Annotated in this window: 16 protein-coding genes and 1 pseudogene; 3 read left to right on the forward strand and 14 right to left on the reverse strand. The window is 44.4% G+C overall.

What is annotated here, in order from left to right:
• Positions 1-243 precede the first annotated feature (243 nt).
• From glyA to ACLSU7_RS02485, 13 genes and pseudogenes are all read right to left on the reverse strand, one after another.
• Positions 244-1,491 (reverse strand): serine hydroxymethyltransferase, encoded by a 1,248-nt coding sequence (gene glyA, locus ACLSU7_RS02425; protein ID WP_413293972.1) that lies wholly within the window; start codon positions 1,489-1,491, stop codon positions 244-246.
• Positions 1,492-1,655: 164 nt separating this feature from the next.
• The gene (locus ACLSU7_RS02430; protein ID WP_413293973.1) at positions 1,656-2,132 is read right to left on the reverse strand and encodes an RpiB/LacA/LacB family sugar-phosphate isomerase; all 477 of its coding nucleotides are present in this window, start codon (positions 2,130-2,132) and stop codon (positions 1,656-1,658) included.
• Between the two features lie 56 nt (positions 2,133-2,188).
• Positions 2,189-3,433 (reverse strand): beta-ketoacyl-ACP synthase II, encoded by a 1,245-nt coding sequence (gene fabF / locus ACLSU7_RS02435; RefSeq protein WP_413295454.1) that lies wholly within the window; start codon positions 3,431-3,433, stop codon positions 2,189-2,191.
• Between the two features lie 33 nt (positions 3,434-3,466).
• Complete coding sequence (acpP, locus tag ACLSU7_RS02440) at positions 3,467-3,703, reverse strand: acyl carrier protein (protein ID WP_142700235.1); 237 nt, start codon at positions 3,701-3,703, stop codon at positions 3,467-3,469.
• A gap of 176 nt (positions 3,704-3,879) precedes the next feature.
• The gene (gene fabG, locus ACLSU7_RS02445; RefSeq protein WP_413293974.1) at positions 3,880-4,629 is read right to left on the reverse strand and encodes a 3-oxoacyl-[acyl-carrier-protein] reductase; all 750 of its coding nucleotides are present in this window, start codon (positions 4,627-4,629) and stop codon (positions 3,880-3,882) included.
• A 133-nt stretch (positions 4,630-4,762) separates the two neighbouring features.
• Positions 4,763-5,737: an ACP S-malonyltransferase gene (gene fabD / locus ACLSU7_RS02450; RefSeq protein ID WP_413293975.1), complete on the reverse strand. Its 975-nt coding sequence runs from the start codon at positions 5,735-5,737 to the stop codon at positions 4,763-4,765.
• 4 nt (positions 5,738-5,741) lie between these two features.
• Complete coding sequence (locus ACLSU7_RS02455; protein WP_413293976.1) at positions 5,742-6,737, reverse strand: beta-ketoacyl-ACP synthase III; 996 nt, start codon at positions 6,735-6,737, stop codon at positions 5,742-5,744.
• A gap of 24 nt (positions 6,738-6,761) precedes the next feature.
• A complete protein-coding gene (gene rpmF, locus ACLSU7_RS02460) occupies positions 6,762-6,947 on the reverse strand; it encodes a 50S ribosomal protein L32 (RefSeq protein ID WP_142700231.1) in 186 nt (61 codons plus the stop codon).
• Between the two features lie 77 nt (positions 6,948-7,024).
• Positions 7,025-7,579 (reverse strand): YceD family protein, encoded by a 555-nt coding sequence (locus ACLSU7_RS02465; RefSeq protein WP_413293977.1) that lies wholly within the window; start codon positions 7,577-7,579, stop codon positions 7,025-7,027.
• Positions 7,580-7,659: 80 nt separating this feature from the next.
• Positions 7,660-8,607: an ABC transporter substrate-binding protein gene (locus ACLSU7_RS02470; RefSeq protein WP_413293978.1), complete on the reverse strand. Its 948-nt coding sequence runs from the start codon at positions 8,605-8,607 to the stop codon at positions 7,660-7,662.
• Positions 8,604-9,356, reverse strand: coding sequence for an ABC transporter permease (locus ACLSU7_RS02475; protein ID WP_413293979.1), 753 nt, complete (start codon positions 9,354-9,356; stop codon positions 8,604-8,606). Before ACLSU7_RS02475 ends, ACLSU7_RS02470 begins: the two co-directional genes overlap by 4 nt.
• Positions 9,353-10,003 (reverse strand): annotated as a pseudogene (locus ACLSU7_RS02480) (ABC transporter ATP-binding protein); the annotation flags it as partial. The pseudogene ACLSU7_RS02480 and the gene ACLSU7_RS02475, both read right to left, overlap by 4 nt.
• Before the next feature lie 94 nt (positions 10,004-10,097).
• The gene (locus ACLSU7_RS02485) at positions 10,098-10,715 is read right to left on the reverse strand and encodes a 2OG-Fe(II) oxygenase family protein (RefSeq protein ID WP_413293980.1); all 618 of its coding nucleotides are present in this window, start codon (positions 10,713-10,715) and stop codon (positions 10,098-10,100) included.
• A gap of 212 nt (positions 10,716-10,927) precedes the next feature.
• Here ACLSU7_RS02485 and ACLSU7_RS02490 point away from each other — a divergent pair, with 212 nt between their 5' ends.
• Complete coding sequence (locus ACLSU7_RS02490) at positions 10,928-11,260, forward strand: hypothetical protein (RefSeq protein WP_413293981.1); 333 nt, start codon at positions 10,928-10,930, stop codon at positions 11,258-11,260.
• Between the two features lie 123 nt (positions 11,261-11,383).
• Here the strand turns inward: ACLSU7_RS02490 and ACLSU7_RS02495 are convergent, their stop codons facing one another.
• Positions 11,384-11,860, reverse strand: coding sequence for a tyrosine-type recombinase/integrase (locus ACLSU7_RS02495; protein ID WP_413293982.1), 477 nt, complete (start codon positions 11,858-11,860; stop codon positions 11,384-11,386).
• Positions 11,861-12,288: 428 nt separating this feature from the next.
• On the opposite strand from ACLSU7_RS02495, the gene ACLSU7_RS02500 reads away from it, so the two are divergent.
• On the forward strand, positions 12,289-12,861 hold the full coding sequence (locus tag ACLSU7_RS02500; protein WP_413293983.1) for a hypothetical protein: 573 nt from the start codon (positions 12,289-12,291) through the stop codon (positions 12,859-12,861).
• Positions 12,858-14,603: an arginine--tRNA ligase gene (argS, locus tag ACLSU7_RS02505; protein ID WP_413293984.1), complete on the forward strand. Its 1,746-nt coding sequence runs from the start codon at positions 12,858-12,860 to the stop codon at positions 14,601-14,603. Before ACLSU7_RS02500 ends, argS begins: the two co-directional genes overlap by 4 nt.
• Positions 14,604-14,701 lie beyond the last annotated feature (98 nt).

Consider the following 14,701-nt stretch of genomic DNA (forward strand, 5'->3'; position numbering starts at 1 on the left):
TATAACGTACAAGGGCTCGTATCCAAAGGATTTTTTGCCCAAAAAAGGCATAAAAAATGACGCAAAATTATCAAATGTTAATTGCCCATTTTTCAGTCATTTCGCGCGGATAACCCCAAAAGTCGATGACAGTTTTAGAGTAACTTCTCAAGCCCTAAGTCTGTATGAAAATGAGAAGCTAAAAAGCAAAAAGGCGCACTCGAAAGTACGCCTTCATTCAATTTTCCCGAGGGAGAAATGGAATTAATAAATCGGGAAGTGCTTACACATTTCTTTTACTTCTGCGTGCACTTTGTTTTTCACATCCGCATTGTCTGCGTTGTTCAATACCTGCGCAATCCATTGGCCGATCTTCTTCATTTCTGAAGTGCCCATTCCACGAGTCGTCAAAGCAGGTGTTCCAATACGAATGCCGCTGGTCACAAATGGCGAGCGTTTTTCATTCGGCACCGTGTTTTTATTTACAGTGATGCCAGCTTCATCCAAAGCAATTTCAGCAACTTTACCCGTGATCTCGCGGTCAGAAAGATCAATCAACATCAAATGATTGTCAGTCCCACCAGTCACAAGTTTGAAACCTTGAGATAGTAGTTCTTCCGACAACGTTTTCGCATTCTGAATCACTTTACCACTGTAGTCTTTGAATTCTGGTTTCAAAGCTTCACCGAAGGCGACCGCTTTACCAGCAATCACATGCTCCAAAGGTCCACCCTGAATACCAGGGAAGATACGAGAATTCATGATCTTCGCTTTTTCTTCAGAGTTCGTCAGGATCATACCACCACGAGGACCCCGCAAAGTTTTGTGAGTCGTTGTAGTAACATAATCAGCGTATTCAGCCGGAGACGGGTGGTGACCCGTTGCTACTAATCCCGCAAAGTGAGCCATATCAACCAAAAGATCTGCGCCCACTTCGACCGCGATTTCTTTAAATTTAGCAAAATCCAAAACACGTGGATAAGCCGAGTATCCTGCGATGATCAAGCGAGGTTTTGTTTCTTTAGCGACAGCACGGATTGTGTCGTAATTGATACGACCTGTTTCTGGATCCAATTTGTAAGAGGCTGCTTTAAATAACATACCAGAGAAATTCACCGGAGATCCGTGAGTCAAGTGACCACCGTGAGACAAATCCATACCAAGAATTGTGTCGCCTGCTTTACAAGCCGCCAAGTAAACACCCATGTTTGCTTGAGAGCCGGAATGTGGTTGAACATTCGCATAGTTCATTCCAAAAAGTTTTTTCGCACGTTCAATCGCCAGGGATTCAACCGTATCGACATTCACGCAACCGCCGTAATAACGTTTGCCCGGGTAACCCTCAGCATATTTGTTTGTCAGGATAGAGCCTTGTGCTTCCATCACCGCTTTAGATGTGTAGTTTTCAGAAGCGATCATCTCCAGACCGAACTGTTGGCGCTCGGATTCTTTTTGAATCACGCCAAAAACTTCAGGATCTACTTGATTAAGGGTCAACGATGTCGAATTCATGGTAAAAGCTCCGATGGATGGTTTTTCGGAATATCTATTTTCAGCTGCGTTGCTCGTTGTCGACGTACAAGGAGTACGCCTTCCGCCTCGCGCCTTGTGAAAATTGATATTGCGAAAAACTGTTGTGCGTAAATTATCACTTGAACATAGCGAATTTGAAAGGCTCAACAACTAGTGTCGGTGGCCAATTTGTCGACGCGTTTTTGGTGGCGTCCGCCTTCGAATTTTGTGCTTAAAAAGGCTTTGACCATTTTGATAGCAAGGTCGGGGGCTGTGAAACGTGCGCTTAAGGCGATGACGTTCGCATTATTATGTTCACGAGACAGGCGCGCGATATCTTCATTCCAGCAAAGAGCTGCGCGAATATGCGGATAGCGATTCGCACGAATGGCCATTCCTTGTCCAGAGCCACAAACCAAAACTCCCATAGCAGGTCCGAAAGTAGGATCGGTGATTCCAGACTTCTGATTCAGGATTTCGACCTTTGTCAGTTCCTTGCAAACCTTGTCAGCATAATCAGGGTAATCGACAGAGTCGCCCGTCAGTGTGCCTTGGTCTTTCCATTCGATTTCTGGAAATGCAGCCATTACTTTAAGCTTTAAATCCAACCCAGCATGGTCGCAGCCAATATAAACAATCATGATAAATTCCTTGAAGTCGTACAAAGTAAAAAGCCCTGATTTCCCAGGGCTTTTAATTAGTTTTTAAATTTAGAGAAGATCATGCAAGCGTTTGTTCCGCCGAATCCAAAACTGTTGTTCAGGACGTTATCGATCTTCGCCTCACGTGCTTTGTGAGGGACATAATCCAGGTCGCAATCTTCACTTGGATTTTCCAAGTTCAAAGTTGGTGGAGCAATCTGATCGCGAATCGCCATCACACAGAAAGCAGATTCAATCGCACCAGCCGCACCCAACGCGTGGCCTGTCATAGATTTCGTGCTGGATACCATCACGTTTTTCGCGTGATCACCCAAAAGGTGTTTGATCGCAGCCGTTTCCAAACCATCACCCACAGGAGTCGAAGTTCCGTGTGCATTGATGTATTGGATGTCTGTTGCTTTAAGACCGGAGTCTTTCAAAGCCATTGCCATCGCCGCATAACCACCAGCACCTTCAGGAGCCGGAGAAGTCATGTGGTAAGCATCAGAAGAAACGCCATAACCTGTGATCTCGCAAAGAATTTTAGCGCCACGTTTTTCAGCGTGCTCTAAAGATTCAATACACAACATCGCAGAACCTTCACCCAGAACAAAACCATCACGGTCTTTATCCCAAGGACGGCTGGCTTTTTCAGGAGCATCGTTGCGAGTCGAAAGAGCTCTCATCGCAGCGAAACCACCCACCGCCAAACGGCAGATAGTCGCCTCTGCTCCACCAGCGAGCATGACATCAGCAACACCATCACGGATATAGCGAACTGCATCTCCGATAGAGTGAACACCTGAAGCACAAGCCGATGTAACAGAATAATTTGGACCTTTAAGTCCCAATGCGATCGAAACCTGACCCGCGGCCAAGTTTGTAATCACGCTTGGGATAAAGAAAGGACTCACACGTCCTGGTCCTTTCTCTTTCATTTTGATGGAAGTCTCTTCCAGGTTTTGAAGCCCGCCGATACCCACACCAATGATCACTCCCGTTGTTGCTTTCTCTTTTTCAGAAAGCTCCAATTTCGCCATTTCAATCGCCATTTTTGAAGCGGCGATTGAATAGTGAATGAACTCATCCATTTTCTTTTGCTCTTTTTTCTCGATGTATTGATCAGCATTAAAGCCTTTCACTTCACCGGCAAAAGTCACATCGAAGCCTGTTGTATCAAATTTAGTGATCTTAGCGATGCCAGATACACCTTTTTTAGCATTAGACCAGCTCTCCTCAATGGTATTACCAAGGGGAGTAACAGCACCAACGCCTGTTACAACGACTCTTCTTTGTGAAATAGATGGGCGTTCAAATCGGGATGTCATAAAGACCTACGCTTTACCTTTTTTTTCTAGGTAAGAAGCAACGTCTTGAACAGTTTTAAGCTTTTCAGCGTCTTCGTCTGGAATTTCAAGATCGAATTCTTCTTCCATAGCCATTACTAGCTCAACGATATCCAAGCTGTCTGCACCAAGATCGTCGATGAAAGAAGCCTCAGGCTTAACTTTATCTGGATCTACGCCAAGTTGTTCTACGATGATGTCTTTAACTTTTGGATGCAATGCCATTTAATCCTCCTAGTACATTAATCCCATTAAGTATTAATCAAATTTATCAAAAACAATTTCATAACCTCACTTCAGTCGAGCTTATAGTGAGTTAATTCGTATCCGCGGTCGCTTTAGCTTTGGCGGATCATCTCGCAAATGCTGTTCGCATTTACTCGCTCGCACCAGAGGTGCGCCTATTCCATGAACATTCCGCCATTCACGCTGAGGGTTTGTCCCGTGATGTACTTAGATTCATCACTCAACAAGAATCTCACAGCCTGAGCAACGTCAGTGCCTTCGCCAATTTTGTTCAAAGGTACTTTTTCTAAAATCTTCGCTTTCACTTCTTCAGGCAAAACGTCAGTCATTTCAGTCGCGATATAACCAGGTGCCACGTTGTTCACGCGCACATTTCTGGAAGCAAGTTCCAGCGCCACAGACTTAGCGAAAGCCACTGTGCCAGCTTTAGAAGCTGCATAGTTCGCCTGTCCTGCATTACCTGTTTGGCCGATAACTGAAGTGATATTAACGATAGAACCTTTGCGAGCCTTCATCATGGATTTAGTGAAAGCCTTGGTAACTAAGAAAGTACCGCGCAGATTTGTGGAAACAACAGAATCAAAGTCTTCTGCTTTCATGCGCAACAACAATTGGTCTTTCGTGATGCCGGCATTGTTCACAACGCCATCAACATCAGACCATTTTTCAAGAATGTGCTCGACCGCTTCATTCACAGATTGTTCGTTTGCAACGTCCATCTTGATATAGAAGTGACCTTCACCTTTAAGAGTGTGAGCAACTTGTTGTGCGGATTCTTCGCGAGAAGAGTAAGTGAAAGCAATTTGAGCGCCTTCGTCAGCAAGAAGTTTAACGATAGCAGCACCGATACCGCGGCTACCACCAGTGACGACGATTTTCTTACCTTGAAGTGAATTTCCGCTCATGAATATTTCCTTAAGTTCCAGCTTCAACACGTGTCGAAGTGCCATCGATGCCGCTTAAAAAAACTAGGGTAAAAGCTCATCGATTTTTATGCGAGTCCACTGTGTCTGAACTCGAAATAAAGCTCAAGAAATTTCAATGACTCGTAGCTTTCAAAAAATCCTCAATAGTTTTGAGATCTTCCATGCTAGTTGTGGTCATTACTTTAAAGAATTCGCCATCAATTTTCTTTAGCAACCCTTGGATAACTTTTCCGGCGCCACATTCAATCACTTGCGAGTGACCAGAGGCCTTTAAAGTGTCCATGCTTTGCATCCAGCGAACGGGAGCTGAAACTTGGCGGATCAGATTTTCACGCAGGACAGCGCCATCCGTTTCAAACTTCGCGTGGAAGTTTTGAACGACGGGGAATGCAGCGGTTTTAAATTCCATCGCGGTCAAAACCAAACGCATAGTGTCTTCGGCAGGTTTCATCATTTCGCAGTGGAATGGTGCGGACACAACTAATGGGATCAATTTTGCGCGCTTCGGAGCCTCAGCCCAGATAGCTTCTGGTTTAAAATTATCTTTCAACCAATTGATAGCTTTCATGGAACCAGAAATAACGATCTGGCCAGGGGAGTTGAAGTTCGCTGGAGAAAGGGGGCCAAAGCCAGAATTTTTCACTGTCCATTGGCAAAGGGTTTCAACTTGTTCTGGTTCAAGACCAAGAACAGCAACCATGCCACCTTGACCCACAGGAACTGCAGATTGCATCGCCTGTCCGCGAGTGCGAACCGCTTGCATGCCTTGTTCAAAGCGAATTACGTCAGCTGCGACCAGAGCCGCATATTCACCAATCGAGTGTCCCGCAGCGGATTGAACTTTCAAGCCGAACTCAGAACGTAAAACTCTTTGAGTCGCGGTGGAAACCAACAACAATGCCGGTTGAGTGTTTTCAGTCAAAGCAAGATCAGCTTCCGTGCCTTCGAAGCACAGTTTTTTCATGTCTTGTTTTAGTGCCTCAGAGCCTTCTTCGAAAGTTTCTTGAGCGATTTTGAAGTTATCGAATAAAAAACGGCCCATGCCAGGTTGTTGGCTGCCTTGTCCGGGAAATACCAGAGTGAACATAATTTTAGTACCTCAAGAGAACGGAACCAGACGTCAAGCCGGCACCAAATGCCGTCAGCAAGATCGTTTGACCACGTTTGATTTTTCCATTTTGAACGGCCCAGTCAAAGGCCAGCGGGATAGAAGCGGAAGATGTATTACCTGTTTCATGCAAGTAAAGGATCACGCGCTCCATTGGAAATTTAAATTGATCTGCAACAGCCTCAACGATGCGCTTGTTCGCTTGATGCGGAACGATCCAGTCCACTTGATCAGCAGACATTTCGTTCGCTTCCAAAGCCTCTTTACAGCAAAGAGCCATGGTGCGAACTGCGTTCTTAAAGATCTCGCGACCTTTCATAGAAACATAGTGCAAATTGTTGTCTAGGACATATTGAGATTGCGGCATCAAGCTTCCGCCACCTGGAAGTGTCAGAAGTTCTGCCAAATCGCCATCCGCATGTAAGTGCGAAGAAGCGATCACGTTTTTATCGCCATCAGCTGCACGGGAAAGAACCCACGCACCAGCGCCGTCACCGAATAGGATGCATGTTTCACGGTCTTTAAAGTTCACAAAGCGAGACAGAACCTCAGCTCCTAGAACCAGAACGTTTTTGTACATGCCAGTGCGAATGAATTGGTCAGCAATAGAAACAGAATACAGGAAACCCGAGCAAGCGGCATTCAAGTCAAAAGCCACGATATTGCGGCAGCCTAGTTTACTTTGAACGTAACAAGCTGTGGAAGGCATCTGACGGTCACCAGTAACGGTGCCAACGATGATCATATCAATGTCTTGAGCGGTAAGATTTGCGTCTGCAAGAGCTCTTTGTGCGGCACGAAGGCAAAGGTCAGATGTGCCTTCACCCTCGGCTGCGATATGGCGGCGTTCGATCCCGGTGCGTTCAACGATCCATTGATCGGACGTCTCTACCATCTTCTCCAAATCGAAATTTGAGAGAATCTTTTCCGGTAGATAAGAGCCAATCCCTGCTACACGAGATCGATAAATTCCTGCCATGGATATCAACCTAACTCTAAGTTATTACTTAGCTGCGCTGATTTGTTTGCCTTTGTAGTACAAAGCGCCGTCAGCACCTTTAGTTGCACGGTGTGGACGAACTAGTTCACCAGTTTTTTTGTTAACAGCTACTGCTGGAGCAGACAAACCGTCATGAGAGCGGCGCATATCACGTTTAGAACGGGATGTTTTCTTCTTAGGAGTTGGCATTTCAAACCTCTTTTAAATCTAACAATATGGAATCAGAAGTACGGTAATTTATATAAACTACAATAAAAATCAAGTCTTTAATTAAGCTTTAAATTCTTTAAAGCAGCAAAAGGACTCTCTGGCTTTTCTACAGGCATTTCTTCGTTGTAGATAAAGCCGTGTTCTGGCTCAGGATTTGTGTAAATCGAGCACTCCGGATTGTCTTCTTTAGGACATACCGGATTAAACGGAGTTGCCAGGGCGATCACTTCATGAAGGTATTCAGCCATATCAAATCCTTGGTCTTCGTATTCACAGAAGTCCACTTCGCCTTCAGGGATATCGCTTTGGTGATTCACCTTGGAGTATTTCGAATTACGTGGCTGATCTTGCTTAGGGATCAGGATTTCGTGGAATTTTGCGTTAATAGGCAATTTAATGTCGTTACCGCAACGAGAACACTGGCAAGGCTCTTTGGTAACGATTTTTCCAGTCATATCAAAGTCTTTGGAGTTCAACGGACGAATCGTAAACTCTGCAGTATAGGCTTCTTTATCGATTAAATCGGCCAAAACGGCGTTGGCTTCACCTGTTTGGCGAGTCCAAACGTACGTAGCGCCATCTTCAGGAATTCCAGCAAGATTAATTTTCATAATAAGTACTCCGGCAAGCGCTCCTTTCTAAAATAGATGGGGCGCTTGGTCAAGAATAGAATGGGCAGAGTGGAGTCCTTTTACGGTCTGAACAAGTCTTTTGCAGCGGGAGTGGACTTAATCTGCTTGAGTTCCTTCATCTGTTTTACCAGAGTTTCCCAGCGTTCCGTCGTCATGGAGCCCAAAACTTGTCCTTTGACCTCAATTAAAGGCTGTTGAATCTGAGCCGCCTTATTAAAAGTCTCTAAATCCAAAGCTTTGTTCATTTTAGCCATGATCTGATTGGTTTTAGCAGGATCTTTTAGATAGTTCGCCCAACCTTCGCGAGTGGCTTCGACCATCTTTTTTACCAATTCCGGATTTTTCTTAATCGTCTCTTCCCGTGCGGCAAGGACCACTACATACGGATTAAATCCTTCATCGGAAACCAGGAAGCTCTTTATTTTTGCGCCGCCTTTTTCTGCAGCCAAGGGTTCCGTGGTGATGAAGCCTTGTTGAGAAAATTTCTTATCGCTTAAGAAGTTAGAAACTCCCCCTAAGTAAGGAACGACGTTTGCTTTGGGTTTTCCGAACTTCTGGACCAGATATTGATGATAGGGGAGGCCCGCTTGAACAGCCAGTGTGCCTTCACTGCCATAAACCTCTTTCAAAGATTTAAAATTGTTCTCTGCATGAGTCATGATGATGTAAGGAGCTGTTTGATAAACGGCGAACAAACCCACGACTTTGTTTTTTGGATTGCGATCCTGAGAAATCACTATTTCATCAGCACTGACGATGGCGAAATCAACTTTTCCATTAGCCAGCATCTGCACTGTTGGTGTGCCAGAACCGCCTTCCTGAATGGAAATACTAATTCCATGCTTGATGTAAATACGTTGCGTGGCTGCTTCGTAAAAGCCTCCAAATTCGGGTTCTGGTTTCCAATTCAAAGCCAGTGTGACATCTGTGGCCGCTGTACTTTTTGTTTCAGCAGCAAAGGAACTAGCTCCCCAGAAAATAAGCGACGTCAAAAGAAGTGTTTTCATAGATCTCCTGTGGAATAGGGACGGTATTTCAATAACAAGCGATGAATCAATGTCAGAGCACCGATCATCAGTAAGCCCATTACCGATAGCAAAATCAAAGCACCAAAGACAATATCGACTCTTTGTTGAGTTCTGGCAGCATCAATCATCGCTCCTAAACCACCACCTGCGACAAATTCACCGGCAATGGCCCCGATAATGGAAAGCCCTGCAGATATTTTCAAGCCGGAATAGATATAGGAATACGCCGCGGGGAGTTTTAGTTGCCACAAAATCTGCCAGGCATTCGCCTGATAAATTTTAAACAGATCCAGTTGTGCGGCTTGAACGTTTTCAAGTCCCATCAAAGTATTTGCGATAATCGGAAAGATCGAAACGATGAAACTGGAAGCAATCACCGTAGGTGCCCCAAAGCCGAAATAGATCACTAAAAGCGGAGCCACTGCAATGATAGGCACCGTCTGAAAAAACACTGCAAAGGGCAAGATAGCGCGTTTTAAAAAGCTAGAAAGAGAAAACATCACAGCAAGTGCGGTTCCAAAGAAAATACTTAGAATCCAACCAGCCAGAGTGTTTTTAAAAGTCTGCAAAAACGATGTAACATAATCAAATTTCATCTCAATCAAAGTTTTTACGACAGTTTCTGGTGATGGAATTAAACTTTCGGCAATAACATTTTGCTTCACTAAAACTTGTAAAATGCAGGTGATAAAAAGAAAAAATCCCAGGGCTGGTAACATGCGTTTCATCGTCTCAATCCTTCAGACAATGTGCGGATAATTTGATTGAACTCCGGAGAGGTTCTTAGTTCATCGACGCGCTCTTTTGGCAGATCTAATTTCTGATCTAGACCAATGTGTCCGCCTGCTGCATTCATTAAAACCACTCGTTCAGACATAAAAACGGCTTCAGACAGCGAGTGAGTCACGAATAAAACCGTGATGCCTTCTTGATGCCACAGATTTCTTAATTGAATCTGCATTTGATAGCGGGTGAATTCATCCAAGGCTGCGAAGGGTTCATCCATCAAAAGCAATTGAGGCTTTGTAACCAAAGCGCGCGCGATGGAAACTCTCATCTTCATGCCGCCAGACAATTGATGGGGAAATAGATTTTCACTGTCTTGAAGATTCACTTTGCTTAAAGCTTCCAAAACGCGGGATTTGATTTCGTTTTTGGAAATCGCTTTAAGTTCTGGACTGATCTCAAACGGGAGTGCGACGTTTTCAAAAACGGTTTTCCAGGGCAATAGATTCGCATCTTGAAAAACGAAACCGAAATGATTTGCCTGGGTGTTTTGCACGCTTCCGGCCGTTGGCGATTCAAGGCCCGCTATCAACCTTAAGACTGTAGATTTTCCGCAGCCCGAGGGCCCGACCAAAGAAATAAAAGAACCCGCAGGGATCTGAAGATTGAAATTCTTCAGAACCTCTTTCCGGTCGAAGCTTTTCTTTAGATTTTGAAGCTGAATCCCTGCAAATGCTGACATTTTAAACCCAGTCGTAATTAAAACTGATGCTGATGCGCTCTTTAGTGGCATCGTTGGCTGGAACTTCATGGCGAAGCCAGCTTTCAAACAGCACCAGATTGCCTTCCTGAGGTTCTATAGAGTGATAACGTTGGTTATGCACCTTTGCGCCGTGTTTGCGAGGTGGCGATGCCATAAAAGAATCCATGCGCGGATCTTCAAACTTAATCGCGGAGCTGTTTTTCGGTGTTTGCAAATAATAAGTCCCGCTAATAACAGAGAGCGGGTGAAGATGCATGGTGTGAATCACTGATGTCGGCATGATATTCACCCAGCAAGAAGTCATCTTAAGTTCTTTGGGATTAATATCCATTTCCAGATGCTTCACGAATTTATAAACGTGCTTATTGATGGCCTTCTCCAGATCCCCAAAGGTGCTGGAAAATTGATGAAGCTGAGCCATGGATCCATAAGAGGTGTAACCGCCCTTATAGTTTTTCTGAGACCAAAGCTGACCCTCTTCATCGATTTCTGCGATTTTATAGGCTTCTTGCTTCAGATCCTTGTTCAAAGCCGCCATTTTGGCTTTCTCTTGGAGGGGAGAATAGTAAACAAACGTGGGAAAGAGGGCTTTGATCATTAATTCCTGTCCAGTTCTGTCCAATATTGAGACGAAATTCCTGTCTAATATTGAGACTTTAGGCTGAAAACGAGCTCAACGCAAGATGCCCTGTTCATTTCTTTTACGGGCGCCGCGCGCGGAAGGTCACACCCCTGTGCCAACTCGTTTTAAAGCCCGTTCCAGTTGGCACCGGCGATGCAATAGTGAGTGGTATAACCAAGGAGTGAATTATGAAGAAGCAAGTAATGATCGCAATGATGACTTTGATCCCAATGACTTCTTTCGCAAAAGTTGCTGATTTCGGTTCTATGATTTCTGAAAACGCAGCAGCTCAAAAACAGCTTCACGAATCAGTTCGCGGCAATCTTCAAGAAACTCGCGAAATCGCTGCTAAACCTGAAGCTAGAGAGAAAATCGTGATCGTAGAAGCATCTAGCACTTCTTATAATTCACCAACGAACAAAGATTTCATGCGTTTCGCTAAAGAGAAATCCGCAGCGCAACCAGCACAAGACAAACAATTCGACCGTCTTGCGAATGAAATCCGCTCAATGGATCAATAGTATTTAAATTCAATTCCCCAACCCCCAAATTGTGCACTCCTTAAAGCGCTGGTTTCCCCCACCAGCGCTTTTTTCATTGGCGGATGAGTGCACTTTTAATGGGTGACGGCGGAGTCATTTGACTTAAAGAATAAGCTTCCGAAGCTCTTGTTGAGAGTAAACGTAATCAGCATAGACCATCGTGTTTGCGATGTTTCTGTGTCCCAAAGCGACCTGCACCAGGCGTAAATCCTTGGTTTTTCGATACAGTTCAATCGCAAAAGTATGCCTTAAAGAGTGGAACTTTTTTGGGACAGGACGATACATTTCCCAGATTTGATAAAGTCGGGGATATGTGATCGGAAAAACTTGGTGACCACCTTGTTGCTCCGCGAACCGATGAAGTCGTTCAAAAATGGCTGAATGAATCGGGATTTCTCGGTCATTTGAGTTCTTAAGACCCCGGATAAAGATGCTTTCATCGTAGGGGTTCAGATCTGACCTTTGAATATTGAGGATTTCCTGGGCCCGGGCGCCCGTCTTTAAACCCACCCAAAACATCAGACAATTGCGTGGATCTTTAAGCTCAAAATCCGTGAGAATTTTTCGCAAACGTTCCACCTCGGGTTCGAGGAGATATTTGTTCTTGTTGAGTTGATACCGAGGTGCGGGAGCCATGATTCATCATTCAAAAGTTAAACGGGGTCTGGCAATCAGTATCTCGTAACGCGTTGCATCCAAAGTGTTGATGGGTAAAATATTTTTGTTTATACACCCTGGACTAGACGTGTCGAAGCGAATACGCCAAAAACAACCATATAAAATACCCAGTAAATACATATACATAGCACTATAGCTTATGGCTATAAGCTATAGTCTGAATTGAAAAAGGGGTCTATAGGGGTACCCGGGACGGATTCTTTTGTGGTTTCAGAGACTTAGCTTGACTCCCTGTCGGGAACTTTTAAAGTATACATGTATTTCGCAACGTCTTTCAATGTGTAACACAATACTAATATTGCAAAACACAACAGTCCGGGAGGCTTTAAATGGATATGGAGACCCAGGGTCTGGTCTTGGACCCCCTCGAGGCAGGGGAGGACTCTCTTGAAGCTCCCCGTTCAAAGACCTCTTTAAGGATGCATTATGAGGCTCAAGTTTCGGTTCTTCGTCGTCAGTTGGGGGATTTGGAATCGATTCGTTTGGGTCTTGGGCTTTCGCAACGTAAAATGAGCCAATTATTGATGGTCGATCCAAGCAGTTGGACTCGCTGGACAAAGCAGGGTGATGAAGCTCCCCCGCATATTTGGCGCGCCCTTCAGTGGTATTCTATTTTGAACGAAAAAATCCCGGGTTTAACTCCGCAATATTTCATGAATCAAAGCCCCCAGGTCCTCCATCAAAAGGCTTTGCAGGAGTTGGAATCTGAAAGAGCCGAAAGACAGGCTGAAATGTCGGTTTTATCGCGCAAATTGGATGGTTTTTCCGCAGAAAAACAAGCTTTAAACGCAGAAGTCGTAAAGCTTAAAAAAGACCTTAAATTTCATCGAAAAATCAGTATATTCATTCTTTCGTTATCGCTCACTTGGGCCGCCGTCTTATTAGTTTGGAAATTTATATGATTAAACACGATTCAATCCGCCTTTTAGCCACTGAAAAAATCGCAGCTGCGATTCAAAAGATGGGTCATGACCTATCAGCAGATGAAATCTATAAAGCCCTTGTTGAGCCACCAAATTCCGATATGGGTGATTTGGCGTATGGTTGTTTTATTTTGGCGAAATCTTTGAAAAAAGGCCCTCCGCAAATTTCTGGTGAATTAGCTGCTAATTTAGAATTGGATTCCAACCTTATCAAGGCTCAAGCCGCTGGACCTTATTTGAATCTGACTTTCGCTCCGCAAGCATTCGGCGAGAAAGTTTTGAATCCTATTTTGACAGGCGAACATTTTAAAAAGGCCCTTGTTGAAAAAGCACCGAAAACAATGATCGAGTACTCTCAACCAAATACCCACAAAGAACTTCATGTGGGTCACATGCGTAACTTGTGCTTGGGTGATTCTATCGTCAGAATGCTTCGATATGCCGGTCGCGAAATCGTTTCTGCCACTTTCCCAGGCGATATGGGAACTCACGTGGCGAAATGTCTTTGGTATATGAAAAAGCACAACCAAGAACCGGTTCCAGCAACTGGAAAAGGTGAATGGTTGGGCAGCATGTACTCCAAGGCGAATTTGCTTTTGGAAGATCAAAACGGAACTCCCCAGGAAGATTTAAATCGTCAGGAATTAACTGCGATTTTGAAACAGCTTGAAGCTGGAAAAGGCGAATACTTTGACCTGTGGAAAGAAACTCGCGAGTGGTCCATTGAATTGATGAAGTCCGTTTACAAATGGGCAGATGTCACTTTCGACGAATGGTACTTTGAATCTGAAATGGATGCTCCAAGTGCAGCATGGGTTAAAGAACTTTATGCTGAAGGCAAGTTGGAAAAATCTGAAGGTGCAATCGGTAAGAATCTAGAAGCTGAAAAATTAGGCTTCTGTATGCTTTTGAAATCCGATGGCACAGGACTTTATGCGACCAAAGATTTGCTTTTGGCTCGTCATAAATTCCAGGACGTACAAATTGAAAAATCAGTTTACATCGTCGACATGCGCCAGGCTTTGCACTTCAAACAAGTCTTCCGCGTTCTTGAAATGCTGGGCTTTGAGCAGGCAAAGAATTGCTTCCATCTTCAATACAACTATGTGGAACTTCCAGATGGTGCGATGAGCTCGCGTAAGGGCAATATTGTTCCTTTGAATGATCTTGTTCGTAATATGGAAGAACACGTTAAGACTCAGTACTTGGCTCGTTATAAGGACGAATGGTCTGAAGAAGATGTGAATCTAATTGCTGCACAAGTGGCGAAAGGTGCAATCTTCTACGGAATGCTTCGTATGGATACAAATAAGAAAATCGTCTTTGATATGAACGAGTGGCTGAAACTTGATGGCGAGTCTGGACCGTTCATTCAATATTCTCACGCGCGTATTCAAAGTTTGTTGCGTAAATTCCCGCGCACTTTGAAAACTGTGAACTGGACGTTGCTCACTCATCCGGCAGAAAAACAAATGATGCAGGCTTTATCTGGATTTAACACTGCAGTTGCACAAGCTGCGGAAAATTATAAACCGGCTGCGATCTGTACTTATTTATATGAGACGGCTAAGAAATTTAACGTTTTCTATCACGAGTGCGCGATTGGAACAGAAAAAGACGAAGCGATTCGCGAAGCACGTCTTGCTTTGAGCGCCGCTGTGGGCGCGACGTTGAAGCAAGGTATGGCTGTTCTGGGAATGCCAGCTCCGGAGAAAATGTAGAACAAAAGGCGCTTCGCGCATTTTGTTGTAACTGAACTGAGAGCATTTAGCCCAGCGCATCTAGTGCTGGGTGTAAGTGCTAGTCTTTTTACTCAAAT

It is taken from the genome of Bdellovibrio sp. HCB185ZH (assembly GCF_047302455.1).
Lineage (GTDB): Bacteria > Bdellovibrionota > Bdellovibrionia > Bdellovibrionales > Bdellovibrionaceae > Bdellovibrio.

What these genes read in the sequence shown, in the direction of transcription:
- ACLSU7_RS02465 (WP_413293977.1), bottom strand. Translation starts at nt 7,579, where the DNA reads ATGAAAATTAATCTTGCTGGAATTCCTGAAGATGGCGCTACGTACGTT.
- ACLSU7_RS02485 (WP_413293980.1), bottom strand. Translation starts at nt 10,715, where the DNA reads ATGATCAAAGCCCTCTTTCCCACGTTTGTTTACTATTCTCCCCTCCAA.
- ACLSU7_RS02470 (WP_413293978.1), bottom strand. Translation starts at nt 8,607, where the DNA reads ATGAAAACACTTCTTTTGACGTCGCTTATTTTCTGGGGAGCTAGTTCC.
- ACLSU7_RS02500 (WP_413293983.1), top strand. Translation starts at nt 12,289, where the DNA reads ATGGATATGGAGACCCAGGGTCTGGTCTTGGACCCCCTCGAGGCAGGG.
- argS (WP_413293984.1), top strand. Translation starts at nt 12,858, where the DNA reads ATGATTAAACACGATTCAATCCGCCTTTTAGCCACTGAAAAAATCGCA.
- ACLSU7_RS02430 (WP_413293973.1), bottom strand. Translation starts at nt 2,132, where the DNA reads ATGATTGTTTATATTGGCTGCGACCATGCTGGGTTGGATTTAAAGCTT.
- ACLSU7_RS02475 (WP_413293979.1), bottom strand. Translation starts at nt 9,356, where the DNA reads ATGAAACGCATGTTACCAGCCCTGGGATTTTTTCTTTTTATCACCTGC.
- acpP (WP_142700235.1), bottom strand. Translation starts at nt 3,703, where the DNA reads ATGGCATTGCATCCAAAAGTTAAAGACATCATCGTAGAACAACTTGGC.
- rpmF (WP_142700231.1), bottom strand. Translation starts at nt 6,947, where the DNA reads ATGCCAACTCCTAAGAAGAAAACATCCCGTTCTAAACGTGATATGCGC.
- ACLSU7_RS02490 (WP_413293981.1), top strand. Translation starts at nt 10,928, where the DNA reads ATGAAGAAGCAAGTAATGATCGCAATGATGACTTTGATCCCAATGACT.
- glyA (WP_413293972.1), bottom strand. Translation starts at nt 1,491, where the DNA reads ATGAATTCGACATCGTTGACCCTTAATCAAGTAGATCCTGAAGTTTTT.
- fabD (WP_413293975.1), bottom strand. Translation starts at nt 5,737, where the DNA reads ATGTTCACTCTGGTATTTCCCGGACAAGGCAGCCAACAACCTGGCATG.
- ACLSU7_RS02455 (WP_413293976.1), bottom strand. Translation starts at nt 6,737, where the DNA reads ATGGCAGGAATTTATCGATCTCGTGTAGCAGGGATTGGCTCTTATCTA.
- fabG (WP_413293974.1), bottom strand. Translation starts at nt 4,629, where the DNA reads ATGAGCGGAAATTCACTTCAAGGTAAGAAAATCGTCGTCACTGGTGGT.